The 26,453-nt window shown below is 66.6% G+C and carries 16 protein-coding genes and 2 CRISPR repeat arrays; of the genes, 14 read left to right on the top strand and 2 right to left on the bottom strand.

Annotation, left to right across the window (positions count from 1 at the left end):
* The first annotated feature begins 390 nt into the window (after positions 1-390).
* The 12 genes from FHX45_RS03290 to cas2e all read left to right on the top strand — a co-directional run bounded on the left by FHX45_RS03290 (position 391) and on the right by cas2e (position 20,453).
* Positions 391-6,393, top strand: a complete 6,003-nt coding sequence (locus FHX45_RS03290) for a PA14 domain-containing protein (protein ID WP_341771332.1) — start codon at positions 391-393, stop codon at positions 6,391-6,393.
* Positions 6,390-6,857, top strand: coding sequence for a hypothetical protein (locus FHX45_RS03285; RefSeq protein ID WP_167096536.1), 468 nt, complete (start codon positions 6,390-6,392; stop codon positions 6,855-6,857). Before FHX45_RS03290 ends, FHX45_RS03285 begins: the two co-directional genes overlap by 4 nt.
* Positions 6,858-7,443: 586 nt before the next feature.
* Positions 7,444-7,692 carry a hypothetical protein gene (locus FHX45_RS03280; RefSeq protein WP_208405780.1) on the top strand — a complete coding sequence of 83 codons (249 nt, stop codon included), beginning with the start codon at positions 7,444-7,446 and terminating at the stop codon, positions 7,690-7,692.
* Positions 7,693-7,715: 23 nt separating this feature from the next.
* Positions 7,716-9,308 carry a recombinase family protein gene (locus tag FHX45_RS27880; protein ID WP_341771331.1) on the top strand — a complete coding sequence of 531 codons (1,593 nt, stop codon included), beginning with the start codon at positions 7,716-7,718 and terminating at the stop codon, positions 9,306-9,308.
* 766 nt (positions 9,309-10,074) lie between these two features.
* Positions 10,075-10,531: a CRISPR direct-repeat array (repeat unit 29 nt; unit sequence GGGACCACCCCCGCTCGCGCGGGGATCAC).
* A gap of 248 nt (positions 10,532-10,779) precedes the next feature.
* Complete coding sequence (gene cas3 / locus FHX45_RS03270; protein ID WP_167096535.1) at positions 10,780-13,599, top strand: CRISPR-associated helicase Cas3'; 2,820 nt, start codon at positions 10,780-10,782, stop codon at positions 13,597-13,599.
* A gap of 697 nt (positions 13,600-14,296) precedes the next feature.
* The gene (gene casA / locus FHX45_RS03265) at positions 14,297-15,943 is read left to right on the top strand and encodes a type I-E CRISPR-associated protein Cse1/CasA (protein ID WP_167096534.1); all 1,647 of its coding nucleotides are present in this window, start codon (positions 14,297-14,299) and stop codon (positions 15,941-15,943) included.
* An 8-nt stretch (positions 15,944-15,951) separates the two neighbouring features.
* On the top strand, positions 15,952-16,623 hold the full coding sequence (casB, locus tag FHX45_RS03260) for a type I-E CRISPR-associated protein Cse2/CasB (protein ID WP_341771330.1): 672 nt from the start codon (positions 15,952-15,954) through the stop codon (positions 16,621-16,623).
* On the top strand, positions 16,620-17,765 hold the full coding sequence (gene cas7e, locus FHX45_RS03255) for a type I-E CRISPR-associated protein Cas7/Cse4/CasC (RefSeq protein WP_167096533.1): 1,146 nt from the start codon (positions 16,620-16,622) through the stop codon (positions 17,763-17,765). The genes casB and cas7e overlap by 4 nt, the downstream gene beginning before the upstream one ends.
* Positions 17,762-18,481, top strand: coding sequence for a type I-E CRISPR-associated protein Cas5/CasD (gene cas5e, locus FHX45_RS03250; RefSeq protein ID WP_167096532.1), 720 nt, complete (start codon positions 17,762-17,764; stop codon positions 18,479-18,481). Before cas7e ends, cas5e begins: the two co-directional genes overlap by 4 nt.
* Positions 18,481-19,149 (top strand): type I-E CRISPR-associated protein Cas6/Cse3/CasE, encoded by a 669-nt coding sequence (cas6e, locus tag FHX45_RS03245; RefSeq protein WP_167096531.1) that lies wholly within the window; start codon positions 18,481-18,483, stop codon positions 19,147-19,149. Before cas5e ends, cas6e begins: the two co-directional genes overlap by 1 nt.
* Positions 19,150-19,152: 3 nt before the next feature.
* The gene (gene cas1e / locus FHX45_RS03240; RefSeq protein WP_167096530.1) at positions 19,153-20,100 is read left to right on the top strand and encodes a type I-E CRISPR-associated endonuclease Cas1e; all 948 of its coding nucleotides are present in this window, start codon (positions 19,153-19,155) and stop codon (positions 20,098-20,100) included.
* Positions 20,097-20,453, top strand: a complete 357-nt coding sequence (cas2e, locus tag FHX45_RS03235; protein WP_167096529.1) for a type I-E CRISPR-associated endoribonuclease Cas2e — start codon at positions 20,097-20,099, stop codon at positions 20,451-20,453. The genes cas1e and cas2e overlap by 4 nt, the downstream gene beginning before the upstream one ends.
* A gap of 51 nt (positions 20,454-20,504) precedes the next feature.
* Positions 20,505-21,574: direct repeats of the CRISPR family, unit length 29 nt; unit sequence GTCTTCCCCGCGCAAGCGGGGATGGTCCC.
* Positions 21,575-22,541: 967 nt separating this feature from the next.
* Here cas2e and FHX45_RS03230 read toward each other — a convergent pair.
* Positions 22,542-23,492, bottom strand: coding sequence for a TRM11 family SAM-dependent methyltransferase (locus FHX45_RS03230; RefSeq protein ID WP_167108315.1), 951 nt, complete (start codon positions 23,490-23,492; stop codon positions 22,542-22,544).
* 126 nt (positions 23,493-23,618) lie between these two features.
* A complete protein-coding gene (locus tag FHX45_RS03225) occupies positions 23,619-24,422 on the bottom strand; it encodes a hypothetical protein (RefSeq protein WP_208405779.1) in 804 nt (267 codons plus the stop codon).
* Positions 24,423-25,087: 665 nt separating this feature from the next.
* Between FHX45_RS03225 and FHX45_RS03220 the strand changes: the two genes are divergently transcribed.
* Positions 25,088-26,098 carry a hypothetical protein gene (locus FHX45_RS03220; protein WP_243868912.1) on the top strand — a complete coding sequence of 337 codons (1,011 nt, stop codon included), beginning with the start codon at positions 25,088-25,090 and terminating at the stop codon, positions 26,096-26,098.
* Positions 26,089-26,451 carry a pilin gene (locus tag FHX45_RS03215; RefSeq protein WP_243868911.1) on the top strand — a complete coding sequence of 121 codons (363 nt, stop codon included), beginning with the start codon at positions 26,089-26,091 and terminating at the stop codon, positions 26,449-26,451. The genes FHX45_RS03220 and FHX45_RS03215 overlap by 10 nt, the downstream gene beginning before the upstream one ends.
* The last annotated feature ends 2 nt before the right edge of the window (positions 26,452-26,453 follow it).

Here is a 26,453-nt window from a genome sequence, read left to right as displayed (position 1 = left end):
AAGGTTGGGACATTTGGCGTATTGCCGCGTTTGAACGGTGTCCTGATACTTCGAAGGCCGTCATTGGGGGCGCGGGTTCTGGGGCGCCTGAATTCTGGAGGCTCAGTGTTTCCTCGTCAGCCTGGGGCACGTCTGCGTGCGCGGTTGTGGTCGGTTCTGCGTGCGCTGGCCGCGGTGCTCGTCGTGGTTTTGGTGGCGTCCCTGGCAGAGGCAGTGCCTTCGGCGCAGGCCGCAGCCGCGCCGTCGCCCATCGATCCCCGGGATGTGCCCCTGCTCCCGAGCCCGGCACCGGTGCCACCACCGCCGACGCCTCCGGCGCGCGGCGGGTTCGAACCGTTGTCCCGGGCGGATGGATCGGGTGGCAGTCATTTCGACCCGCAGCGTTCGACCGTGGTGTCCCGCTCGATGTTCGCCGAGGAGTACGCGAACCCGGATGGCTCACGCACCGTGCGGCAGTCCACGCAGCCGCTGAACGTGCAGGAAGCTTCGGGCCGGTGGCGTCCGGTGGACACGATGTTGGGCGTCGATCAGGGCAGCCGGCGTGCCGACGCGCCGGCACATCCGCTGCACCCGTCGTTGGCGGGCACCGCGAACGACCCGGCGGTGCTGCGGGTGCAGACCGGCGACGCAACGGCCAGCCTGGGGTTCGATCAGGCGCTGCCGGTGCCGGGCGCGGTGCGCGGTGACCGGGTCTCGTATGCGGAGGTGAGCAAGGACACCGATCTGGGTTACGAGGTGACACCGGGTGCGGTGAAGGAGAGCATCACGCTGAAGAAGCCGCCGCCAGCGGGTCGGTCGTCGTGGCGCTTCCGGTTGGACACCACCGGTGTGACCCCGCGCTTGACGAGTGCAGGGGCGGTGGAGCTGGTGGATCCGGCGGGTGCGGTGAAGATCGTGATGCCGCCCGTGGAGACCTGGGACTCGGCCGGCGGCGGGCAGACCGCGCCCGCCGTGACCGGTGGCCAGTACCGGCTGGATCAGGCAGGCAAGTCGTGGTGGTTGACCGTGTCGGTGGACCAGAGCTGGCTGCAGGACCCGAAGCGGGTGTATCCGGTGACGGTCGATCCGACGTTCTCGTTCGGTGTCGTCGATCCGCACGCCTACCGCAGCGACGGGACGGAGTGCAGTGGATGCGGTCTGCGGATCGGCAACAGCCAGGCGGCGGGGGACACCTACAACCGGTCGGTTTTCCACTTCGACTACTCGCCGCTGTTCGGCAAGACGGTAGTGGGCGCGAAGATGGATGTCGTCCGCAACACCAGCGTGGTGGGTTCGCTCAAGACCTGGAACTCGGATCTTTATCACGCGACTGCGTTCAACTTCAACGCCGTCGGTGAGTACCTGGGTTCGGCGTTGACCGGTGACGTGGGGTCGTTCACCGATTCCCGCCTGGCGGACTACCTGCGCACCGTGGTCAACAACCGCGACGCGAGCGCGTACTTCATGCTGGCCGGCAGCGAGATCGCCGGCACCTGGACCTACAAGAACCTCGACGCCACCTTGACCGTGGACACCGGGTCCGCCCCGCCCGCCGCGGTACTTGTCGGTCCCGCGGACAACAGCGTGTCGACGGTGTTGACCCCGACGCTGGCGGTGAACCCCGTGACCGACCCGGATGGGGACCCGGTGTCCTATTGCTTCCGCATCGCCACCGGCCCGGACGCGAAGTCCGGTGTCGTGGTGGACTCCGGATGTCAGCCGAGTCCGCAGTGGACTGTGCCGCCGGGCGTGTTGCAGGACGGCGTGGCCTACACCTGGCAGGCGATGACCTACTCCGGGATCACCACGACCACCCCACCCTGGGTAGGGCACCTCAAGGCCGACCAGCGCATCGGCGACCGTGGCCCGTCACCCAGCGACGACGCCGGACCGGTGACGGTGAACCTCGCCAACGGCAACATCACGACGTCGGAGCAAACCCCCACTTTCAACACCGTGGGCGGCAACGCCGGGCTCACCCTGACCTACAACTCCCAGCAAATCGAATCCAAGGGCCTGCGTGCCTCGTACTACGCCGACCTGTCGCACAACGGGTTGATCAACGACGCGCAACAGCCCGCGCTCGTGCGCACCGAACCGCAGGTCAACGTGGACTGGGGCGACCAGTCCCCGTTCGCGCCCGCGCTGGCGCCGGACTGGTTCGTGGTGCGCTGGGAAGGCTACTTCCAAGCGCCGGCCACCGGCACCTACCAGTTCGCCGGTTTGCACGACGACGGAGCGGTGATCTGGATCAACGGCGCCAAGGTCTACGACGTGGGCGGCGTCAGCGATGTCAACTGGACCGAGTCCACGGGCGTGCCGATGACCGCGGGGCAACGACTGCCGATCAAGGTCGAGCTCGCCGAACGCGTCGGCCTGGCGCGCATGCGGTTGTTCACGCGCACCGACAACGGAACCACCGTTCCGCCGCAAATCGTGCCCGCCGACTGGCTGTCCACGTCGGACCTTCCGGCGCTGCCGCAGGGCTGGTCACTGTCGGCCGACGCGGACGGGGACGGCACCAGTTACACCGACGCGAAGGTGACCGACCAGAACATCGTGCTCACCGACGCCACCGGCGCCAAACACACCTGGACCAAGAAATCCACCGGCGGCTACACCCCGCCCACCGGCGAAGACGGCGTCCTCGCCCTCAACCCAGCGGGTCAGGTGACCCTCACCGACGACGGCGACGTCTACACGTTCCGCTCCGACGGCAAACTCGACACCCAAGCCTCTGCGGTGGACTCCCGCAAACCCGCCGCCCTGCAGAACATCTACACCGGCACACCGTCCCGGCTCACCCAGATCAAGGATCCCGTGTCCGGGCGGGCACACACCCTGTACTACAACCGGGCCGGCGACGACTGTTACCACGGCCTGACCCCGCCACCGGGTGCCGACGCGGCCCCACCCGCGCAAATGCTGTGCCGCGTCGCCTACTGGGACGGCACCGAAACCCTGCTCTGGTACACGGGCGGGCGCCTGGCACGCATCCAGGACCCGGGTTCGGAGAACACCGACTACGGCTACAACGCAGCCGGGCTGCTCACCTCGCAGCGATCTCCGCTGGTCACGGACTGGATTGCCGCCGATGCCGCGGCCCGCTCCGGTTACACCGACATCGTCACCAAGATCGACTACGCGACGCTGAGCGGGCGCACCAAGGCCACCAAGGTCACCGAACCCGCGCCGATGCCGGGACAACCGCGGCCGGCCACGAGCTACCGCTACGACCCTGACCACCGCCAGACCTACACCTACGCCGCCGGGCTCGACCCCGCGATCGGGTTCACGAGCCGGGTCACCTACGACGACGCCGACCGCACCCTCACCACCACCGACGCCGCGGGCAAAACCTCCACGCAGGAGTGGAACGTCAAGGACCAGCCCTTGTCCACCACCGACCCCGCGGGCCGCAAGTCCACCACGGTCTACGACTACGCGGACCGGGCCACCGACTCCTACGGGCCCGCACCGGCATCGTGCTTCACCGGACAGCTGCCCAACGGCACCTGCCCGCAGGTCTCGCACGGGCACACCGCCTACGACGAGAACATCAACGGCCTGTCGGTCGCCTACTACGACAACGACAGCCTCACCGGCGCCCCCAAGGTCTACGCCACCGGGATCGGCGGTTCCGGTGGGCAGCTGGTGAACAATTGGGGGACCGCCGCCCCCACTCCCGGTGTCCCCGCCGACCACTTCTCGCTCCGCGCCATCGGCGACATCGTCTTCCCCGCCGCCGGTGACTACACCTTGCGAGTCCTGGCCGACGACGGCGTCCGGGTGTGGGTCGATGACAAGGTCGTCATCGACGACTGGCGAAACACCACTGCCGCGTGGCGCACCGGTGTCTTTCACAACGACATCGCCGGTGCGGCGAAACGCATCCGGGTCGAGTACTACGAGTTCGACCTGACCGCGCAGCTCGAGTTGCACTGGACGACTCCGGCAGGTGTGCAGGAAGCGGTGCCCGGCGTCCAGCTGAAACCGCGATACGGGCTGACCACGTCCACCACCGCCTCGGAATCCGACGGCGTCGCAGACAAGGTCGGCACCACCCGCTTCGATGAAAACGGCCTCGACCCCGTCTACGGACTCGCGTCCTCCGGCCGGGCCAACCCCACCGGGCTCAACATCGCAGGCTCCGTCGCCTACGAGTCCCCTGGTGTGGGCTACCTGCGCAAGACCACCAAGACCATGGCCACGGGCGCTGCCACCACCTACGCCTACTACGGCGACGCCGAAACCCGCGCCAACCCCTGCGTGCCCGGCAGCCCCGCGGTCAACCAGGGCGGACTACCCAAGCTGACCACCTCCACCAGCCCGGCTACCGGTCCGGGCCGGGTGGACGAGCAGGTCTACGACGCCTCCGGCCGGGTGGTCGCCGAAGCCACTGGCGGGGCGTGGACGTGCACCACCTACGACACCCGGGACCGGCCGCTGCAGGAACAGGTCCCCGCCAACGGCGCCGTGCCCGCCCGCACCGTGACCCACACCTACGCAGTCGGCGGTGACCCGCTCACCAGCACGGTGGCCGACGACAAGGGCACCATCACCACCACCGTCGACCTGCTCGGCCGCGACGTCGCCTACACCGACGCCAACGGCGTCCGCACCACCACCGCCTACGACCAGGTCGGACGAGTCACCTCCAGCACGGTGACCCCGCCCAACGCGGCGGACGCGGCGCGGGTGCTGTCGTTCACCTACGACGACGCCGGCCGCGTGCTGACGCAGAAACTGGACAACACCACCGTCGCCACCGTCACCTACGACAACGCCGGTGAACTCGCCACCGTCACCTACGGCAACGGCACTTCCCTCGCCGCGGTGTCGAAGGACAACGCGGCCCGGCTGCTGAGCCTGGACTGGAAGACCAGCGACAACCAGCACATCGTGAGCCAGGTCGGGCGCACCGCGGCCGGCACGATCATCGACGAGTCCCTCGCCGGGGTCGATGCTCGCCCTGGTGCTCCCAACTACCTCTACGACGGTGTGGGGCGGTTGACCGAGGCTTACGTCAGCGGGCACCACTACACCTACGACTACACGTCCGCGGCCTCGGCCACCTGCCCGACCGGCACCCAGACCAACGCCGGCTTGAACGGCAACCGGATGCGGCTGCTCGACCAAACCGCACCCGGTACAGCGGAGACCCGCTACTGCTACGACGCCGCCGACCGGCTGCTCGCGACCGAAGGCGCCACCGCGCTCACCGGGTTCACCTACGACACCGACGGCAACACCACCAGCTGGACCGCCGCCGACGGCACCGTCACCACACTGGGCTGGGACGGGTCCGACCGCAACATCAGCGCGATCACCACCAGCGCCGACCCGGCATTGAACGCCAATGTCACCTATACCCGCGACGCGACCAACCGCATCATCCGCCGCGACCCGCTGAATTGCGACAACAACACCGTGGTGCGGTACGGGTTCACCGGCGACGGCGACACCCCTGACCTCACCCTCAACGGAGACAACCGCCTCACCTCGATCTCCCTGGCCCTGCCGGGCGGGGTGCTCTACACCAGCAAAGTCGGCACCGACGGCGCCTTCACCCCCGGCTACGACCACCCCTCAATCCGCGGCGACCTGGTCCTGACCACCGACGCAGCCGGTCACCAGGTCGGCGCGCTGCGCACCTTCGACCCCTACGGCCAGCCCCTCACCGAGGCCGGGGCGGTTGATCCGCAGAACGTGCCCGACAACTCACCCGGCTCCATGGACTACGGCTGGCTCGGCCAATACCAGCGACCCTATGAGCACACCGGTGCGCTGTCGCTGGTCCAGATGGGCGCACGGCCCTACAGCCCGCTGCTGGGCAGGTTCCTGTCTGTCGACCCGGAAGAGGGCGGCTCCGCCAACGACTACGACTACGTCGCCGGCGACCCCATCAACACCCTCGACCTCGACGGACACGGCTGGTTCAGCAGCCTGGTCAAGGCGGTCACCGCGGTCGCCGAGGTCGTGTCGAACATTCCCGGGCCCATCGGTGCTGTCGCGAGTGGCGTCGCTGCCGCCGGCAACGCCATCCAAGGCAACTGGGCAGCAGCGGCCCAGTTCGCCGCATCCGCCATCACCGGCGGCGTGACCCGATGGGTCGGACGAGCCGTTACCGCGGTGAAAGCCATCGGTAGGGTCGCATCGAAGGCAGGGCGCTGGGTCACTGCCACAACCCGGTCGCAAGATGCTGCCAATCGTGCGAACAGGTTGCTGAGAAAGGTTAGACTGGGTGGGAAGGGTATCACATTCAGGAACCGGCACATTTTTAGCCTGAATGCTCCGCACAATCTGACGAAGCGGTACGCTAAGAACGCAGATGACCACGCTGGACGGTGGCATATACACACTGGGTCTAGTCGAACAGCCAGACGCGTCTTCCGGGTTTGGAGAAAGATATGAGCGGTGAGATGTTGCTGATTATCTTCCGCGACAATCCTGGCGAATTCGCCGGGCTTGTGCCACCCTTTGCTAAGGAAACACTTCGAGCAACCGTATTCGATTCAATTACATTGCAGTGGCCGAAGGCTGCAAATCCCGATGAAAAGCGGCGGGTGATGCAGTTTATAATGACGGCGGCAGCGCCAAATTGCACCCATCAAACGCTGACTGCGGGGAAGCGAGGAAGAAGTGTGGTCAAGGAAGGTTCAGCTGATTTCGTTGGAGCGGTTGACGATCTGGATTGGTGGCTGGGAGATGTTGTCTTGCTATTCTTCTCGGCGGACCAGTTGAAGATGGCCTGGATGCCTGGAAGTGATGGCTCGTTCTTGCACATTGCTGCCTCACGGGATATGCTTGCCTTTCGCGTTCAGCCCGCAATTCAGGAAATCGGGTTCGCGCTCGGTTGGGTTGTCGAATCGCAGTGAATGTTTTTGCCAACCTGGCGGGGGCCCTTTTGGGCATCGTGAGGCTCACCATGAGAAAACCACTGGCCGTCGTATTCCGACCCCGCATAAATATACTCAGGGCAAAAATCCGAGGAATCCGAATGGCGGTAGAGGGAGTAACGGGCCAGTATCGAGCATAGGCTGGAGGGATATTGCCAGGGTGTACGGTCATCTGCGGAGGCGGTAGGAGTTGTGGTAGTGAAGTTCACTGGGCTCGCAGAACTTGAGTGCAGACCAGGCCACATCGACTTCGATTTTGATGATGCCGGTAACCTCGACCTGAGGAACCAGGCTCACGTGGTGGCTGCCCGCTTCGTGTCGAACAAATCTAGACCCATGCCTATGCTCTGGCACCTTGTCCTGCTGCGAGGGAGCGGCGTCATCGCGACGGTGTGTACCGATGGGTTTCCGGGGATGTTCCGGTTCGAGTCAGCGATTTCATTCGCCTGTCACGGATTTCGATTATCCTTTTTTGGCTATCCGATCCGGATGGCTATTACAAGGGGGTGAGTACGTGACATGCGGAGTGGGCGATCGGCTCCTTGAGCTCCTCCGCGAGCTCCAGGTGACGACCACGTGGACGGTGGTGGTCACCGAAGAGGCCGACAGCTGGTCGAAGTGGCAGCTCGGGGGATCGACGTCGCAGGCCACCGTGGTCGTCGAGCCCCGGAGCTGGCTCGGGTTGGCGTTCGAGGCGCGCGATCCACTGGCCGGCAGGCGCGCCATCTATGACATCGACACCGCCCTGTACGACATATCGCAGGACAATCCACACGAATTCGCGGAGGAGAAGCGGGCTCTGCGCAGGCGTTGATCGACCGGCACGGGAAGCTTGTGGTGGAGTTCTTCGATATCGGGCAGTCGCGGTCGATTCCGTGGAAGCGCCGGCCTGAGGCGGCACGCCTGCTGGTGGCTATGCGCGATCCGGGCCGGGATTTCGATGCGGTGGTGATCGGCGAGCCGCAACGCGCGTTCTATGGCAACCAGTACGGACTAACCTTCCCGGTCTTAGTTCACTACGGCGTCGAGCTGTGGGTGCCGGAGGTCGGCGGCGCCGTTGATCCCGAATCCGAGGCGCACGATCTCGTGATGTCGGTGTTCGGTGGGATGAGCAAGGGGGAGCGCAACCGCATCAAGATTCGGGTGCGGTCGGCGATGGCAGCGCAGGCCAGCGTCGAAGGCCGTTTCCTGGGGGGCCGCCCGCCATACGGGTACCGGTTGGCGGACGCCGGGCCGCACCCAAACCCAGCGAAGGCCGCTGAGGGTAAGCGGCTGCGCCGACTGGAGCCGGACCCGGTAACGGCTCCGGTGGTGCAGCGGATCTATCGCGAGTACCTCGGTGGGCGGGGGATGTTCGCGATCGCGGAGGGCTTGACGCGCGACGATGTGCCTTCGCCGTCGGCCCACGACCCCGCACGCAATCGGCATCGGTCTGGCATCGCGTGGTCGAAGGGTGCGGTGCGGGTGATTCTGTCGAATCCGCGCTATACCGGTCGTCAGGTGTGGAACAAGCAGCGCAAGGACGAGGTCTTGATCGATGTCGAGGACGTTGCGTTGGGTCATGAGACGCGGATGCGGTGGAACGCGAGGGACAAGTGGATCTTGTCGGATGACCTTGTGCATGAGGCGCTGATCGATGGGGAGACGTTCGAGCGGGCGCAGCAGGTTCTGGGGGCCAGGGGAGCGGGTCGAACGACGCGGGAGCGGCAACGCACCCGCCACCGGTATGTGTTGCGCGGGTTGGTTCGCTGTGGTCTATGCGGTCGGCGGATGCAGGGGCAGCAAAGCTGGGAAGTGTTGTTCTACCGGTGCCGGTTTCCCGCGGAGTACGGTTTGGCGAACAAGGTGGAGCATCCGCGCAACGTCTATCTCGCCGAGCGTGACCTCCTCCGGCCACTGGACGCGTGGCTCGCGAAGTCCTTCGCGCCGCACCGGCTCAAAGACACGGTCGACACGTTGTACGAAGCCCAGGCCGAGGACGATGGCGAACCCGCCGCTGTGGCGGCTATGCGGGTCGTCGAGGAGTGCGACCAGGCGCTCCGGCGTCACCGAGCCGCGTTGGAAGCGGGGGCCGACCCCCAACTGGTCACTCGGTGGATGGCCGAGACCCAAGCCCGCCGCGCCGAAGCGCTCGCCAAGGCGCGGCCGGCTGCTCGGCCGCAGCGGCTGAGCAAGGACGAGATCCAGTGCTTGATCGACGGGCTGGGTGACATCCGGCGCACCCTGATCCACGCCGCTCCCGAAGACAAGGCAGCGGTCTACCAGCAGCTCGGCCTGCAGATGGTCTACCACCCCGGTAAACGAACTGTGCGGGTCGAGACGAATCTCGACCCGCACGGTTGGGGTTATGGAACGTGTCCGAGGGGCGTAACGGCCACTACGCACACGCGCTCTACCAGCGGAAACAGTTTGAGTTGCCATAGAGCATAGGGCTTCATGGAGACCAAGTATCCTGCGCGGCCCCGTCCGAATGGATACGGGTCGTGCCGAACTGGTGGCGTGCTGAGGCGGAATCGCGCGGGAACCTGGGGCTGAGCTGTCGCTTGTCCTTGAGGTACGGGCGCCGATGGGGATGGAGTGTCGGAAGGGTTTGCGGAATGAGAAGTCGTCGCTCGCGTGGCCTGGCGGACTGGCTGCTACCGTGGACAACTACCGGAAAATGGAGTGTTTGTTGGTTAGGGTTAGCCGACACCGGCTCGTTGCCGGCAGGTCGCTGGACCTCTTCTTCGCGATTCTTTGAATGGAGAACGAAAAAGCCCTAGGTCAATTGCTTAAGACATCACTTCTGTTCGCGCAGGCAGCACCGGAAGCGGAAATACGGGGAACGTATTACGCAGAAACTCTCCCCGCTCGATGGGAGCACGACGAGGTGCCGGACAGGTTTCTGGCTCGCGTCGGACTATCCCGCCTACAAGGGGACACCTGCGACTGTGAGCTGAGTCGCGCCGAACGTTGGAATGATCCCCGCTCGGGCGGGGATCACGGCGAATATCGAACGACCTTCCGAAATCGTACGACACCACCCCCGCTCGCCCGGGGATCACCTCGGCCTCGCGATCCCGCCTGACCTCTACGAGGGACCACCCCCGCTCGCGCGGGGATCACAGCCTCGACACAGCGAGTTGCACGATGAGCCCGGGACCACCCCCGCTCGCGCGGGATCACACCCAGCGGGCTGACGCCAGCATCGTCGGCGGGGGACCACCCCCGCTCGCGCGGGGATCACTCCCGGATCGCGCCGGCGAAGTTGCCGATCCCGGGACCACCCCCGCTCGCGCGGGGATCACTACAGCTCAACCGACCCGAAGCCCGGCCTGCTGGGACCACCCCCGCTCGCGCGGGGATCACAAAGGGCCGAGACGTGAACGACTGGGCAGCCGGGGACCACCCCCGCTCGCGCGGGGATCACACGATCGGCATCGTGCTCAAGGGGGGCGGCACGGGACCACCCCCGCTCGCGCGGGGATCACTTCCAGCAGCTGCTGCCCGCGATCCGGCAGGTGGGACCACCCCCGCTCGCGCGGGGATCACCGCGATCTTGGCTACAAGGTGAGGGTTGACCTGGGACCACCCCCGCTCGCGCGGGGATCACAGAGCTTCGTCTTCGACATGCCCGTTCCACCCGGGACCACCCCCGCTCGCGCGGGGATCACCCTACCTGACCAGCATACTCATCAACTGAAACGGCGTTACTGTGGCATTCGCCGTCGTCCGGGTGAGCTGATCAGGACGGTTGCGGCGCCTGTCCTCTTCTAGCGAGCAGGTGGACCTCGTAGGGCGGCTGTTGCGCTTGGTGTTCTAGGGTCGCCGGTACTCGCAGGCATAGCGGAGTTCGTTCGTAGTGTCGATAAAGGAGATCCCGCCCGGGCGCGGAGTAACGGTTTGCGCGGTATCCGCGATCATGGCCCATGTGGTGCGAGGTTTAACTGCCGATGCAATCGGTAAGGCGGCATGGCTGTCCTCTTGGGCAAAGTCGGTTACCAATGATCGTGGCGAGCTGACGGGTTGGCTGCCGTTATGGCTGCATTTGATGGACAGCGCGACGGTCGCCGGGTTATTGGTTGACCGGTGGGTTTCTCGTCAAGCTTTGGATCTGATCGGAAAGGACCTGCCGGGAGGAAGTGCTGATGTTCGCTTTCTGGCGTGCTGGCTGGCGGGCGTCCATGATATTGGCAAGTTGTCACCAGCATTCGCGGTACAGGTCGATTTCCTCGCGGACAGGATGCAGGATGCGGGCCTATCGGCATCTCCGCTGTTGAAAGCTGATCCGCAGCGATCTCGCACGACTCATTCGTTGGTTGGTTTCGGTGCGGTTCGTACTTGGCTTAGTCGCGAGGCGGGGTTTGAGCGGGCGGGGTTGGCAGCGCAGTTGGCTTCCGTGGTGGCTAGTCATCATGGTGTCGCTCCGGAGCAGTCGCAGGTCGCCGCGCTACGACAGGTCCCGCATTTGACCGGCACGGGTGTGTGGGACGTGGCGCGCACACAGCTGTTGGAGTTCGTGACCGGTCGTGTCGGCGGGCACGAGCGGCTGGCGTCACTGGCGGGAGTGCGTTTAGGGCGGCCGGCGATGGTACTTCTGACCGGGATCGTGATCATGGCCGATTGGATCGCTTCGAACGCCGAGTTGTTCCCGTTGTGGCCAATGGACACCGCGAATGCGCCTGGGCCCGTTTGGCCGGAGGAGATGCTGGAGGCTCGTGTGGCGCACGCGTGGGCTGAATTGGCGTTGCCGCCCCGCTGGACGCCTTCTGCGGTCGGTCCTGATCTGGACGCGGAGTTCGCGTCTCGGTTCCCGCATATCGATGTGGCACGACCGGCGCAGGCCGCGGTCGTGGAGATGGCCCGCGCGCAGGCGGGCGGGGGCATCGTGGTGGCAGAGGCGCCGATGGGTGTCGGTAAGACCGAAGCCGCACTGATCGCGGCAGAGGTTCTCGCTCGCGGGTCTGGGGCGGACGGGGTCTTTGTGGCGCTACCGACCCAGGCCACCACCAACGCGATGTTCTCCCGCGTGCTGGATTGGTTGCAGGCACTGCCGGGCAGCGTGGGCGGTGCGGCGGTGCACTTGGCGCACGGCAAGGCCGCGTTGAACGACGAGTACACGGGCCTGCTCTCCCGAGGCGACTTCGCGTGTGTTGGGGCGGACGAGGACGACGCGGTGGCCGTGCATCAGTGGATGCGCGGCAGTAAGAAGGGGCCGCTGGCGCCGTTCGTGGTCGGCACGATCGATCAGATCTTGGTGGCGGCGCTGAAGTGCCGGCACGTGATGCTGCGGCATCTGGCCTTGGCGGGCAAGGTCGTCGTGATTGACGAGGTACACGCCTATGACGTGTACATGTCGGTGTATCTGCGCCGGGTGTTGCAGTGGCTGGGAGCATATCAAGTGCCGGTGGTGTTGCTGTCCGCGACGTTGCCGGCCGAGCGGCGCCGGGATTTGCTCAACGCCTATCACCACGGCCGTACCGGCCGCGATGAGGATGCATCAGTTCCCGCGGAGGTGGGGTACCCGATGGTTTCCTCCGCGCAGAGCCCGGCCGTGGTGGTGCCCTCGTCCGAATCCCCGGTTAGGGTCGCCCTGGATCGCCTGCCGGACGACCTGGACGCACTGGCGACGTATCTGAGGCGGCACTTAGCCGACGGCGGGTGCGCGGCGGTCATCCGCAACACCGTGGCCCGGGTACAGGAGACCGCTGACCGGCTCGTGGCCGAGTTCGGCGAAGATGCGATCACGGTGAACCATGCACACTTCTTGGGCTGTGACCGGGCCGAACTCGATGAGGGCCTCGTGCGCCGGTTCGGCCGAGACGGCGCCCAGCGCCCCCACCGGCACGTGGTCGTGGCCTCGCAGGTACTGGAGCAATCGCTGGACGTCGACTTCGACCTGCTGGTCACCGACCTCGCCCCAGTTGACCTTGTCCTGCAACGCCTGGGCCGACTGCACCGCCACCAGCGCACGCGCCCCGCCCCCCTGGTAGCGCCGCGCTGCGCGCTCACTGGCGTCGAGGACTGGACCAGCGCGCCCGTGCGGGCAGTAGCCGGCGCACGGCGCGTCTATGCGGAGCACCCGCTTCTGCGGGCCGCGGCACTGCTGCACGACCTCCAGGCCGTCGAACTGCCCACCGACATCGATCCGCTCGTCCAGCACGCCTACGGAAGCGACAACCTTGGACCCGCATCCTGGCAGGACGCCATCGACGCAGCCGCCAAACGGGCCGAGCAAGACGCAGAGCGACGAGCAGCGAAAGCGGAAGTCTTCCTCTTGGGCTCGACGACAGGCCCCGGGACCTTGGTCGGGTGGCTGCAGGCGGGTGTCGGCGACGCGGACGGCCCACGAGGAGCAGCACAAGTCCGCGACGGAGCCGAGTCGATCGAGGTTCTGGTCGTGCAGCGCGACGAACACGGCGGCCTGCTCACCCCGGACTGGATCGCCACCGGGGCATCATGCCAAGTACCGCTTGACGACCGGGTTCCATCCTGGCTGGCGAGAATCATCGCCGGATGCAGCCTGCGACTCCCACTGGCCATGTCGCACCCCGGGGTCGCCGACGCCGTGATCACCGACCTCGAAGCACATCGTTTCACCAGCTTCGACCGGTCGCCGCTGCTGGCCGGCCAGCTCGTGCTGGTCCTGGACCAGACCCGGCGCGCGCTGGTGCGAGCAGGGAACGTGCAGTTCGACCTCGCCTACCAGCCACGACGCGGACTCAGCGCGAAAAGGATCTAATAAGCGATCCTCATCAGATAAGCCGAGGTGCTGACGCGTGCATCCTCCGCTTGGTCGGGAGGTACGCCACTACCCGCCTTCTGGTTGAACTTGCTACGTTGTCCCTCAACCGCTACCTTGATCGCTGCGCGGGAAGTACTCGCGTTGATCCACGCTCGTCGTGGATGGTCCGTTGCTGCGCTGACCGTGTACAGGTAGTCCCCGCGCGGAGGCGGGGCGTTAGGGCCTGGTGCCGGCGTTCTGCGCACGCCGGCACCAGGCCAGCTCGACCGAGACATACCCTGCAAGTTCTGGGAGTGCAGCATGGCAAGCTCGAAGAGCGGGCACAGTGGGCCCGACGGACGAGATTGGGCGAACCGGGTCGAGAGAATGCACCACTTCCTGTTCGTTTCGATGCCGTCGACCGCCCTCGGGCTGACGACCGCTTACGGCGTCGGTCATTTCATCTTCCTGATTTTGGACCGCCCGCCAAGCGCGGCCACGCTGAGCACGTGTGGTGCGCTGGCGATCAGCGCGGGTGTGAACGGCGGTCTCGCCAGTGCGCGTCGGTTTCGGCGGCTCCGTCGACCGTGAACTGGGAACTCGCCAAGGCAAGCGCGTTGCTCCAAACGGGCTAATTCGGGCTCACGATGTAACGGTTGCTCATTCGGACAAGATCCTTAGTGACACGGATCCAAGGCGAAGCTGGGGGCTTCCTGTGAACGAACGTGCACCACGGTTCAACCTGGTGTCCGAGCCTTGGCTGCCCGTGATCACGCTCGGCGGGGAACGTGAAATTCTCTCCGTGCGGAGCGTTCTAGGCCGTGCGCACGAGTTGCGTGCCGTGCAGGGCGATCTGGGAACTCAGACGTTTGCTCTGGTGCGGTTGCTCGTGGCGATCTTGCACCGAGCTGTGAACGGGCCTCGAGATGTGGAGCAGTGGGAGGGTCTGTGGAAGGCCGCTCGCCTTCCTGATGAGGCGATCAACGCCTATCTGGAGCAACACAAGTCGCATTTTGAATTGTTTGATGCTGAGGCTCCGTTCTTCCAGGTCGCGTCCTTGCGGACGGCGCGGGATGAGACGTTCGAGCTCAACCGGTTGATTGCGGATGTCCCCAACGGGCGGCCGTTTTTCGCGAGCCGCCCGGGCAAGCACGTGACGTTGTCGTTTGCGGAGGCGGCGCGCTGGCTGGTGCATTGCCAGGCTTTCGACCCCTCGGGGATCAAGTCCGGTGCGGTGGGTGACGACCGTGTGCGTGGCGGCCGTGGATACCCGATCGGTCTGGGATGGAGCGGGAATCTCGGTGGAGTTCTCGCCGAGGGCCGCACACTGCGGGAGACGTTGTTGCTCAACTTGGTTCGGCACGAGAAGGTGGGGGACGATCTTCCCGCGTGGGAACGTGAGCCGCTGACCTCTGCTGTCCGGGCATCGTCCACGCCGAGCGGCCCGGTGGATCTGTTCACTTGGCAGAGCCGACGGATACGTTTGGTGCCGCAGGACGGTGTTGTGCGCAGCGTGCTGGTCTGCAACGGCGATCCGCTGGAGCCGCAGAACAAGCATCACCTGGAGCCGCATTCGCGGTGGCGGCGCAGTCCGGCGCAGGAGAAGAAGCGCCGCGAAGCAGTGGTGTACATGCCGTTGGAGCACAACCCGGAGCGGGTCGTCTGGCGGGGGTTGCAGTCCATGCTCGCCTCCACCGCCGGTGCTGGGCAAGGCCGGGAAGCCACGGCGCGGTGGCCGGGCACGATGCTGGAGTGGCTTGCCGAGCTCATCGACGCCGAAGTCGTCGAGCCGGACTTTCCACTACAGCTGCGCACGATCGGCATGGTGTACGGCAGCAACAACTCGGTCACCGACGAGGTCGTCGACGACGTGCTGGCGCTGCACGCGACGCTGTTGCGGCAGGATGCAGCGTTATTGGCCGGTGTCGCGGTCAGCTGCGTCGAAGCGACCGACGCAGCCGTTCGAGCGGTGGGGAAACTAGCGTTGACGCTGGCGCAGGCCGCGGGTAAGGCACCACCGAACGGCGGCGGGATACCAGCACCGGAGGATGTAGCGCAGCGCACCCGTGCGACGGAGACCGCGTACGCGGAGCTGGACCAGCCATTTCGACGGTGGCTGGCCGCCCTGAACGACGACACTGACTCGATGGAGGCGCAGCAGGCCTGGCATCAACGAGCGTATCGCCTCGTGAGCGACCTCGGTGACGATTTGGTGCGGCAGACCCCAGCCGCCGGCTGGTCCGGTCACCAGGTCGGCAACCGAATGATCACCGTGGCGCACGCCGTCGAGTGGTTCCGCCGGGACCTTGCCGACGCTTTGCCCTACGCGCAGTCACTTGTCCACACCCGCTCTGCACCCTAGGAGCCCGAGTGTCTGACACCTCCATCGTGCCTGTCGAGCAGGAACACAGCTTCACAACCAGAGTCGGCGACATCGTCGCCCGCAAGGTACGCAACCTGCAAAGGGGCGCCCTGGCCAACGAGTCAGCGTCGGTCGCCGCACTGGCGCGGTTGCGCCGAGCTGCCGGCAAGCCCCCGGGTGCAGTGCCGGATGTCCTGCAGTACACCCTCGATCCGGAATTCGCGCCACCGGGGTGCGGTGACGAGACGACCCCGGCCGAGCACGCCGCGCACCTCGCATTGACCTTCTACGCGCTGCATCAGCAAGCCGTGCCCGCAGGGATGCACCGCGAGGGGCGAGAGTTCCGACTGGGCAAGTCGGCTCGGCGACTGGCCCCGGGGGAGCTGACCACGCCCCCGCATCCGGCGGTGCGCCGGTTTCAGGCGCTGCTGACCTCGACCAGCTTCACCGAGCTGACTCATCACAGCCGGAGCCTGATCCAGCAGTTGCGTGGCGCCCGGGTGCCGCTGGACTACGGGCTGCTCGCGCAAGACCTGTTGCGCTGGCAGTACCCTCACCGCGTTGAGCAGGTACGCCTGGCATGGGGTCGCGACTACTTCGTCCGCGCGCCCAAGCCCGACACGATCGAGACGGCCAGTGCTTCATCCCCTGATCCGCTTCCTACCGAGGACAAGTATTGACGCGAACCATCGTTGACATCCACGTGCTGCAGACTGTGCCGCCGAGCAATATCAATCGCGACGACACCGGCAGCCCTAAAACCGCCACCTACGGCGGCACCCGGCGGGCCCGGGTATCCAGCCAAGCGTGGAAGCGGGCCACTCGCGACGCCTTTACTGCCATGGTGGAGACCGCGAAACTTGGCGTGCGCACCAAGCGTGTGGTCGAGCTGCTTGCCGAAACCATCGCCACCCGGTCTCCCGCGCACGCGGAACGATCCGCGGTGCTGGCGAAGACGACATTGGAAGCCGCGGGCATCAAGTTAAAGGAACCGCGGAAAAAGAACGGCGAACCCCCGTTGGAGGAGTCCGCATACCTGCTGTTTCTCTCCCGTGCCCAGCTCGTGTCGTTGGCCGCGCTTGCGATCACCGCCGCCAAGGAGGCTGGCGACGCCGCGGTCGTGGTGGACAAAAAGGAAGCAAAGGCACGCGCCGACCAGGCGCACTCGATTGACATCGCGTTGTTTGGGCGGATGGTCGCCGACAACACCGATCTCAACGTCGACGCCGCCGCGCAGGTAGCCCACGCGCTGAGCGTGCACGAGGCCGCCACCGAGTACGACTACTACACCGCCGTCGACGACCACAAACGCGACGATCCCGAGGAAGACGCCGGCGCCGGCATGATCGGCACCGTCGAGTTCACCTCATCCACCCTGTACCGCTACGCCACCGTCGACGTCGACCGGCTCAACGACAACCTCGGCGATCCGGCCGCCACCCGCGAGGCGGTAGAGACGTTCGTCCGGGCGTTCGTGACCAGCATGCCCACCGGCAAACAGAACACCTTCGCCAACCGCACGCTGCCCGACGCGGTCCTGGTCCTGGTGCGCGAAACCCAGTCGATCAACCTCATCGGCGCTTTCGAGGACGCCATCACCGACCGCGACAACGGCAGCCGCATCACCGCCGCCGTCGGCCGCCTGGCCGACCACGGTCGCGAGGTGCACGAGGCCTACGACGAACAGCCCGTCGCCGGATGGAGCGTCGGCGTCGGCGAACGGACCGCCGAACTGGGCGAACTCGGCCAGCGCACCACCCTCGACACCCTCATCACCAGCCTCGGTGACACCGTCGCCGACCGGGTACAGGCCACGTTATGAGCGTGCTGCTGCTCCGGCTCGCGGCCCCACTGCAATCGTGGGGTACCAGCAGTCGCTTCACCCGCCGCACTACCGACCGCGCTCCCAGCAAGAGCGGCATCATCGGCCTGTTGGCGGCCGCAGCAGGTCGGCGGCGCACCGACTCGATCGAGGACCTCGCCACGCTGCGGTTCGGGGTTCGCCTCGACCAACCCGGACACGTCGAACGCGACTTCCACACCGCCCGGCCCATCGACGGCTCCGCGCCGCTGCCGCTGTCGTATCGCTTCTACCTCGCCGACGCGGTGTTCCTCGCCGTCGTCGAAGGCGAGGAACAGTTCCTGACCACACTGCACGAGGCGTTGCGGCGACCGGTGTTCCCGCTCTACCTCGGCCGCCGTTCCTGCCCGCCCTCCGGCCCACTCACCCTCGGCGTCCGCAACCAGACCCTCGAGGACGCGCTAGCCGGGACGCCGTGGCAAGCCTCGCCCCGAATTCAGCAGAAACACCGTGCGGCGACTGTCACCCTGGACACTGCCGTGGACGCGCCGCTCGGGGAGCAGGCCCAGGACGTGAGCTATCTGGTGCAGGACGAACCCGTCACGTTCGCTCCCGAGCACCGCCAGCACGCGTGGCGCACCGTCATCGCTGGCCAGGTGACTTTGCCCAACCCCGACTACATGCCCACATCCGCAGTGGGCGACCACGACCCCATGGCGCTGTTCGGAGCCTCCTGATGTTCTTCACCCGATTCGAGTTCAACCCTGCCCGACGCGGTGCCAAACACCTGCTCGCCTCACCACACCGCCTCCACGCCGCCGTCCTCGCCGCCTTCCCCGGCGAACACTCACCTGTCACCAAGGACGGCGGGCGGGTGCTATGGCGTCTCGACCACCCAGCCCACCGCGCACTGCTTTACATCGTCAGCCCTGCGCAGCCCGATCTGACCCACCTCGTCGAAGAGGCCGGCTGGCCCACAACCCACACCTGGGACACCCGCGACTACACCCCCCTCCTCGGCCGGCTCGCCGCCACAGACACCTACGCGTTCCGGCTCACCGCCAACCCCACCTTCTCCCGCGCCCAACCGGAAGGTCGCGGCAAAAGGCTCGGTCACGTCACCGTCAACCAGCAACTCGGCTGGTTCCTTGCCCGCACCGAGCGCCACGGGTTCACCATCCCCCCAGTGGCAGCCGACGGCGAAAAGGAACCCGACGCGACCATCCTCAGCCGTACCGTCCACAAGTTCACCCGCCACGGCCGCACCGTCACCCTGGCCACCGCCACCTACGGCGGCACCCTCGAGGTCACCGACCCCGACGCACTCTGCGCCGCCCTCACCCGCGGGATCGGTCCAGCAAAGGGCTACGGTTGCGGACTCCTCACTCTCGCCCCGGCGACGTGACCGATGGCCGACATCCCAGGCGCACCACCGGTCCCTCTCTCGCACCTCACGCGTGCTCAAGACCGGATCAGCTTCCTCTACCTCGAGCACTGCGTGATCCACCGTGACGCTAACGCCATCACCGCCCAGGACCAGCGCGGCACCGTCCACATCCCAGCCGCCACCATCAGCACCCTGCTGCTAGGGCCCGGCACCACGGTCTCGCAACAGGCCATCGTGCTGCTCGCCGAGAGCGGGGCCACCGCCGTGTGGGTCGGAGAACACGGCGTCCGCTACTATGCGCACGGCCGCACCCTCACACGCTCCTCCCGGCTGCTGGAAGTCCAAGCCGTGCTCGTGTCCACCGACTCCAGCCGCCTGCGAGTGGCCCGGCACATGTACGCGATGCGCTTCCCCGGCGAAGACACTAGCGGGCTATCCATGCAGCAGCTGCGCGGCCGGGAAGGCGCCCGCGTGCGACGCCTCTACCGCGAGAACGCCGAAAGAACCGGTGTCGCGTGGAAACGCCGCGACTACAGCCCCGACGACTTCGCTGGTGGAACCCTGGTGAACCAAGCGCTGTCCGCCGCGAACACCTGCCTTTACGGTGCGGCACACGCTGCCATCGTCGCGCTCGGTTGCGCCCCCGGACTCGGATTTGTCCACACCGGACACATTCGATCCTTCGTTTTCGATATCGCTGACCTGTACAAGGCCGAACTCACCATTCCCGTAGCCTTCGACATCGCGGCAGCCGGCTACGCCGACATCGGCGCCGAAACGCGCCGCGCGTTCCGCGACCGGCTCCGCGGCAACAACTTCATGGATCGCTGCGTCCGCGACATCAGGAACCTCCTCAATCCCGAAGATGCAGGCACCGAGGACACTGACATCACTGCCGATATCGTGCAACTCTGGGACTACGATGGAACTCCTCTGCCCAGCGGAACATCCTACGAGGACGAGCTGTGACAGTCATTGTGGTCGCCGCTTGTCCGGTAGGTCTCCGAGGCCACCTCACCCGATGGATGTTGGAGATCTCACCCGGCGTCTTTGTCGGCACCATCAACCAGCGTATCCGTGCACTCATGTGGGCGCGGGTCATCGACATGGTCAAAACTGGCCGGGCGATCATGGTGTACCACGCACCCAACGAACAAGGCCTCGCTTTCGAAGTCCACCAGCACGACTGGCAACCCATCGAGCACGAAGGCATCCACCTCATCCTCAGGCCCAACACCACACTCGGACCCAACCACGAGCCGCCAGTCAAATCAGTGGGCTGGAGCAAAGCCAGCCGCCGCCGACGCTACGGCAATCGGTGATCAAAGCCAAAGAAACACCGTTTTGATCCGCGTTTACGCTGGTCACCAAGTGTCTTCCCCGCGCAAGCGGGGATGGTCCCCTGGAACCACCCACTTAACAGGCGGGCGCTCTGTCTTCCCCGCGCAAGCGGGGATGGTCCCCTCGCGGTGATCCGATGGGTGGAGGCGCGGGAGTCTTCCCCGCGCAAGCGGGGATGGTCCCACACCTACTCGTGGGAAAAAGTCGCCGAGCAGGTCTTCCCCGCGCAAGCGGGGATGGTCCCGCGGGGTGGATGGCGAACTCCCCGGACTTGATGTCTTCCCCGCGCAAGCGGGGATGGTCCCGGCAACGGTGGCACCCCCACCGCCGGGGCGGGCGTCTTCCCCGCGCAAGCGGGGATGGTCCCCTCGACCAGCTCACCGACGCGTTCCTCGGCAAGTCTTCCCCGCGCAAGCGGGGATGGTCCCGACGGCTCTGGCTCGAAATCGAGGTGACCAGGTGGTCTTCCCCGCGCAAGCGGGGATGGTCCCAACACGCCGCGGTCAACCAACGTGGCGATCGCGTCTTCCCCGCGCAAGCGGGGATGGTCCCGCGATGCTGCGGAACAGTTTCCGGAGTGGTTCGTCTTCCCCGCGCGAGCGGGGATGGTCCCAACCAGTTCGGGCTGCTGGTCTTCGGGCTGCTGGTCTTCCCCGCGGGAGCGGGGATGGTCCCGTGGCCATCGCGTCAGCCGACTTCATCCGCATGTCTTCCCCGCGCGAGCGGGGATGGTCCCTGGGCGGCGTAGGCGTCGGTCGCGTTCACCGCGTCTTCCCCGCGCGAGCGGGGATGATCCCAGGATGCCAGGCTTCGGGTCGGTTGAGCTGTAGTCTTCCCCGCGCGAGCGGGGATGGTCCCCTCGGTCGCCTCGTCGAGCAGCCGGGCCAGTTGTCTTCCCCGCGCGAGCGGGGATGGTCCCCAAGTCGTCTCCAATCTTCCGGCCGGTGTCCGGTCTTCCCCGCGTGAGCGGGGATGGTCCCCGGCGCTGGGCCTCGCGGAAGCAGACGGTTCCGTCTTCCCCGCGCGAGCGGGGATGGTCCCTGCTGAGCTGCGGCCGGGGTGAACAGCCATCAGTCTTCCCCGCGCGAGCGAGGATGGTCCCCACCTGTCGGTATCCCAGTCGTATTCGGCGTGGTCTTCCCCGCGAGCGGGGATGGTCCCAGGTCGCCTCCCACATGGTTCAGAGGCCGCCATCTTCCCCGCGCGAGCGGAGAGTCCCGGTGAATACCATTGGGCAAAAGCCCGGTTCCGGTCTTTCCCGCGCGAGCGGGGATGGTTCCCGATCGCCCAGCAGTTCGCGGACGACCGCGTGGTCTTGCCCGCGCGGCTGGGATGGTCCCGCGGTTACGTCGTGCAGCGGGGCATTCGTCGGGCTCTCACCACTCCTTCTGGACAAGTACCTCATAAGGGCGGTGATTGTCCGATCGGCCAGGCACCCTGACGTGTGATTCCAGTCGATTTGCCCGGATGCATAGACGAGGGCTGAATACGGTAGCCACTGTGTGGTCACGGCTGATGGGATTGATGGCGACGATCTGTGTCGCTGGTGCGTGTTGGGCGGCCGCGAGCACGTTGCAGGTGACCGTTGAAGGTGAGACGCCGGTGCTGATCTGCGGCTCGGCTTTCGTTCGACCGCAGCTTACGGGGTTGGTCAACGGCAATCGTGCTGTCGGGGTAGGGGCGCAGGTCTTGTCAAAGCCGGTCTATCAGGCAAGTGGACATTCTGTAGTGGATGCGGCTGCGCGTTCGCTCTAGCTGGTGAACGGTGTCGAGGACCTCTTCTGCAGAGTGTATTCCGGAGGGACCGGCGCTGCTCGACCCTAAGCCGGGCCAGGTGCCTGATCACGTGCGATGATTGATCACTTAGCCGAGCCCAGATAGCTGGTGGATGATCCGCTGTGCCGACCACTTGTGCTCGCGCGCCAGCTCCTTAATTCGCTCAATCACCTCGGTAGACGGGGTGTCCGGGCTCGTGTGTGGGATCGAGGACTGGTTGGCCAGTCCTCAGTCACCGTCGCGGCGGTCATGATTTGACCCGGTTCGGCGTACATCTAGTTCCCTGCCAGGGGTCATGCAGCCCGGCGTCGGTTTTGAGGACGGCAATGAAGTGGATGAACGTGGGTCCTGCAAGCTGCCGAAGCTGAGATCGACTGGTGCAGGGGTGTTCGGAAGACGACCACGTCCTCGTGGGCGATGAGGTGCAGCGGCAGTCCGGCTTCGCGTTGTTTGCGGATGAAGTCGCGTTGGAAGAAGCTGCCGCGGGCGACGAGGTCGGTCTCGGCGGCCCGGGCGAGCAGCGCGACGATGCGTTCGGCGGGGATGAGCCCGGCGGCGCGGCCGCAGGCGAGGATCTGAGCGGGCAGGTCGATGAGCTCGGAGTGCTCACGCCAGGGGCGGATGGTGACGACGACGTGCCCGCCGGGCCGGAGAAAGGTGCGGAGGCCGGCGAGGATCCGAGTGAACCCGGCCAGCAGCCGGTGGTGACCGATGTTGGCCAGGTTGCCGCGGTCGAGGGCGCTGCCGTAGCGGTGCCAGTACTTCTGGATGCCTTCGCTGGGCGCAACGGCCACACGTCCGTGGGTCGACGGCCCGTAGGGCGGGGAGGTCACTACGAGCGCGGCCTGGCCCACGTACTGCCGCGGAAGCAGCGTGACGAGCTGGCGGGCGTCGCCCTGAATGACGTGCGCGTCGTGGTCGATGCCCTGTTCGCGGGCCAGCTGGAGATTCGATCGGGCGACCGCGACCCAGTGGGGTTCGTATTCGACGCCGAGGGCGCGCCGACCGAGGTGGACGGCTTCGACGAGCGTGGTGCCGATGCCGCACATCGGGTCGAGCACCAGCTCGCCCGGCTTGGTGTAGTGCTCGATCGCGTGGCGGGCGACGTCGGGCAGCATCTTGGCCGGGTGCGCGGTCGACTCGGGCGTGTACTTGCCTCGGCGCTGCGTTGCGGGGGAGACCTGCGCGGTGGTCCACACCGAGAGGTCGGCCTGGTCTTCGTCGGCGTGGTCGAGCGCATCGATGAGCGTGCGGGGGATGGGTTGCGTCGGCTCGTCGGCGGGGGCGGCGGGAACCGGTGTGCGGCGTTCGTCTGTCACGGGGCATGCCTTCCTGGTGATGAGGATCGAGGGCGAGTTCCGGCGTGCACGTCAGGTGTGGTCGGTCTGCGGCTGCTGGTCGTGGGGCTGCGTGAAGACGAGGACGTCGGAGTGGATGCGTCGATGCGGGAGCGGCAGCCCGCGCACCCTCGCCCGGTGCCGGCCGCGAGCGCTGTCGTCGGCGCTGTCCGAGTGCTCGTCGGGGTGGTGGAATCGGCCGTCACGGATGGGCGTGTGGACCGCGACGATGTGCTGGAGGTAGAGCAGGTCGGCGTTCTGTCCGGCCGCGACGATGGCGCCGGTCGGATCGGTGAGTTGGCCGGATGTCCAGTCACAGTGCGTGAGCACCACGAGGATGCCGCCCACGCGGAGTCGGCGGGCGGCGAACAGTGCGACAAGGTCGGCGGTTTGGTCGCCGGTGAGCCCGGGACTCAGGCTGGAAATGATCAGATCTTCGCTGCTGCTGCTCTGCGTTTCCTCGTCCGCTATGGCGTCGTCCGCAGAGACAGCAGAGGTTGTCACCACCGGACCGGTGCCTTCGATCAGGTCCGCCCAGAAGGGTGCTGACGCGGGGGTGTCGCTCGCTGTCGGGTGCGGAACGCGGGCGGTGCGGCCGAGGCGTTCGACGGTGTGCAGGGCGTCGGTGAGTTCGGGGTCCGGATTTGTGTCGGGAGTGCGTTCGACGACGCCGTCCGGATCGATGGGCGTGAGCGTCCGGCGCGGGCCGTGTGGCGACGGCCAGGGGAGTAGCACGACCCGCGCGCCGGGTGCGCTGAACGCGGTTACGACCCGGTCGATGAGGGCCGCCGGCCAGGCCGCGTGGAGGTCGATCGGGGATGGGCCTGCCGGCCACACGGTGGACGGTGTCGGTGCCGATGGGAGACCATTCGACCGCGATCGACGGGCGGTGCTGGCGGGCTTGCCGGGGCTGGGCCGGGTGGTGGTCGGTGCGGTCGGCCACGGCCTGCGGTCACCGGTGCGGCGCCCGCGTGTGCGGGTTGATGGCGGGCGAGTTGAGCTGGATCGCTTACGAGGTATGCGGCGTCCGGGACGGTCGGGCGTGGTCACGAGTATCCCCTCTGAGAAGGCGAGCGCGTCCGCCTGTGCGTGGCGCTGATGACACCCCTGAACTCCGACGTACACGCCCTTCGGGGACACGTGCTGTGCTCCTTTTCGGCGACCGGATGCGTCCTTCGCGAAGTCTTTCGCCCCCGGGGTTCTCCGTCTGCTTTTGGAGGTCGTTGAACCACCGGTCGAGCGGCGCCTCAGCGGGGTCTGACCGAACTGGTACCGAGCTGGTACCGCGACGGCAAAGGTGCAGCTAGACCGGTATTACCAGGTCGGTGCCGTCGATCTTGAGAATGCTCCGGGCGACGGCGGAAGTCGATCTTGAACTGGTCGGCGTGCGATCGTCGGTTTGGCTTCGGTACTAGTTCAGTGCCGGTTAGGTCAGTGGTTGGTAATACCTGGTGTGGCGTCCTGGGCGAGTCATTGTTCCGACTCGTTTCGGGAGTCAACTCATGAATCCGCGTGATGCCGTTCCGCGCTCGGGTTTCGGGCGCGCCGCGATGCCGTTGGACGCCGCCCGGGCAGCCTTCGAGTGGCTGGTCGCCGGGGAGCATCCGGTGACGGTCGATGGCCGGTTGTTCGCCGGTTTGCCGCGGCGGCGAGTGCCGCTGAACGAGCTACGTGACCGGCTGCTCCGGCGCCGGTGTCCGCAGACTTTGCGCGATGCGGTGTGGGCGCACCTGGTGTTGCGGGCTCGGACCGAAGGCGGCACCTGGACGGTTGCCGCGGTCGGTGTCGCGCTGCCCGCACTGACCTCGATCGCCGCCACCCTGTCCGCGAAGTTCGCGGGCGATCCGAGCGACATTCACGCGGCGGTGCTCGCCGGATTCGTCGCCGAGCTGGGGACGATCGACCTGCGCAAGCCGCGCATCATGCTCCGGCTTCGATGGGCGGCCTACCGCGCCGGCCACGCGTGCGTCCGGGAGGCGCTGGACGCTCCCGTGCCATCGGGACACGGCTTCCGTTCGACGCTGCCACCGCCGCCGTGGGGACACCCCGACTTCGTTCTCGCCCGCGCCGTGGCGGACGGTGCGATCACCGCTACCGAGGCCGAGCTGATCGGCGCCACCCGTCTGGAGGGTGTGCCGTTGGCGGACGCCGCAGCCGAGCGCGACGTGTCGTACCAAGCCGCGAAGAAGGCCCGGCAGAGGGCTGAGCGACGTCTCGTTGCGTACCTCCTCGAGGACATGCGCCGTGAGGCCGATGCCGGTCAGAGCGAGTCCGATGTGGCGACTCAGGTGGCCGACACGATTGCCATCGTCCAGCCCAGATCGTCACGGGGCGTAACCGATCTGAGTAGTCGTGAGGGCAGGAATTCGAGCGCCCGTGTGTCCCCGAAGGCGGCGTCTTCCGGAGTTCAGGGGTGCGGGACGAAACCAGCCTCCCGCGCGCACACCACCCCCTCGCCCGAGCAGCCGCAGTGGCGGCCGGGCTCGACTCCGGGAGAGCAGCGATGCGCCTGACTCGAACTCCTCGCCCGCGCTATCGCCGTCGGCGGACGCTGCTGCTGGCCGAACTCGTCGTGCTCACCCTCCTGACCTCCAGGGTGTACGCGCACGCCGACACGGTGGTGCTCGCGCTCGCGGCCAGCGTCGAGGAAGTCCTCAACAACATCCGCAACTGGCTGATGGGGATCCTTGCCGGGCTGGCGACGGTGTTCCTCACCATCGGCGGTGTCCGGCGCGTGTTCGGCGGCGGCGACCCGGGTGAGCAGGAGAAGGCCAAGGAGGCGTTCAAGGCCGCCGGCATCGGCTACGTTCTGGCCGCGCTCGCCCCGCTGGTCGTCGAGGTGCTCAAAGGCATCGTGGGGGCGTGAGG

It is taken from the genome of Amycolatopsis granulosa (genome assembly GCF_011758745.1).
GTDB classification, from domain to species: domain Bacteria; phylum Actinomycetota; class Actinomycetes; order Mycobacteriales; family Pseudonocardiaceae; genus Amycolatopsis_E; species Amycolatopsis_E granulosa.
Note: the sequence above shows the minus strand (reverse complement) of the source record. Positions and strands in the feature narration are given on the sequence as shown.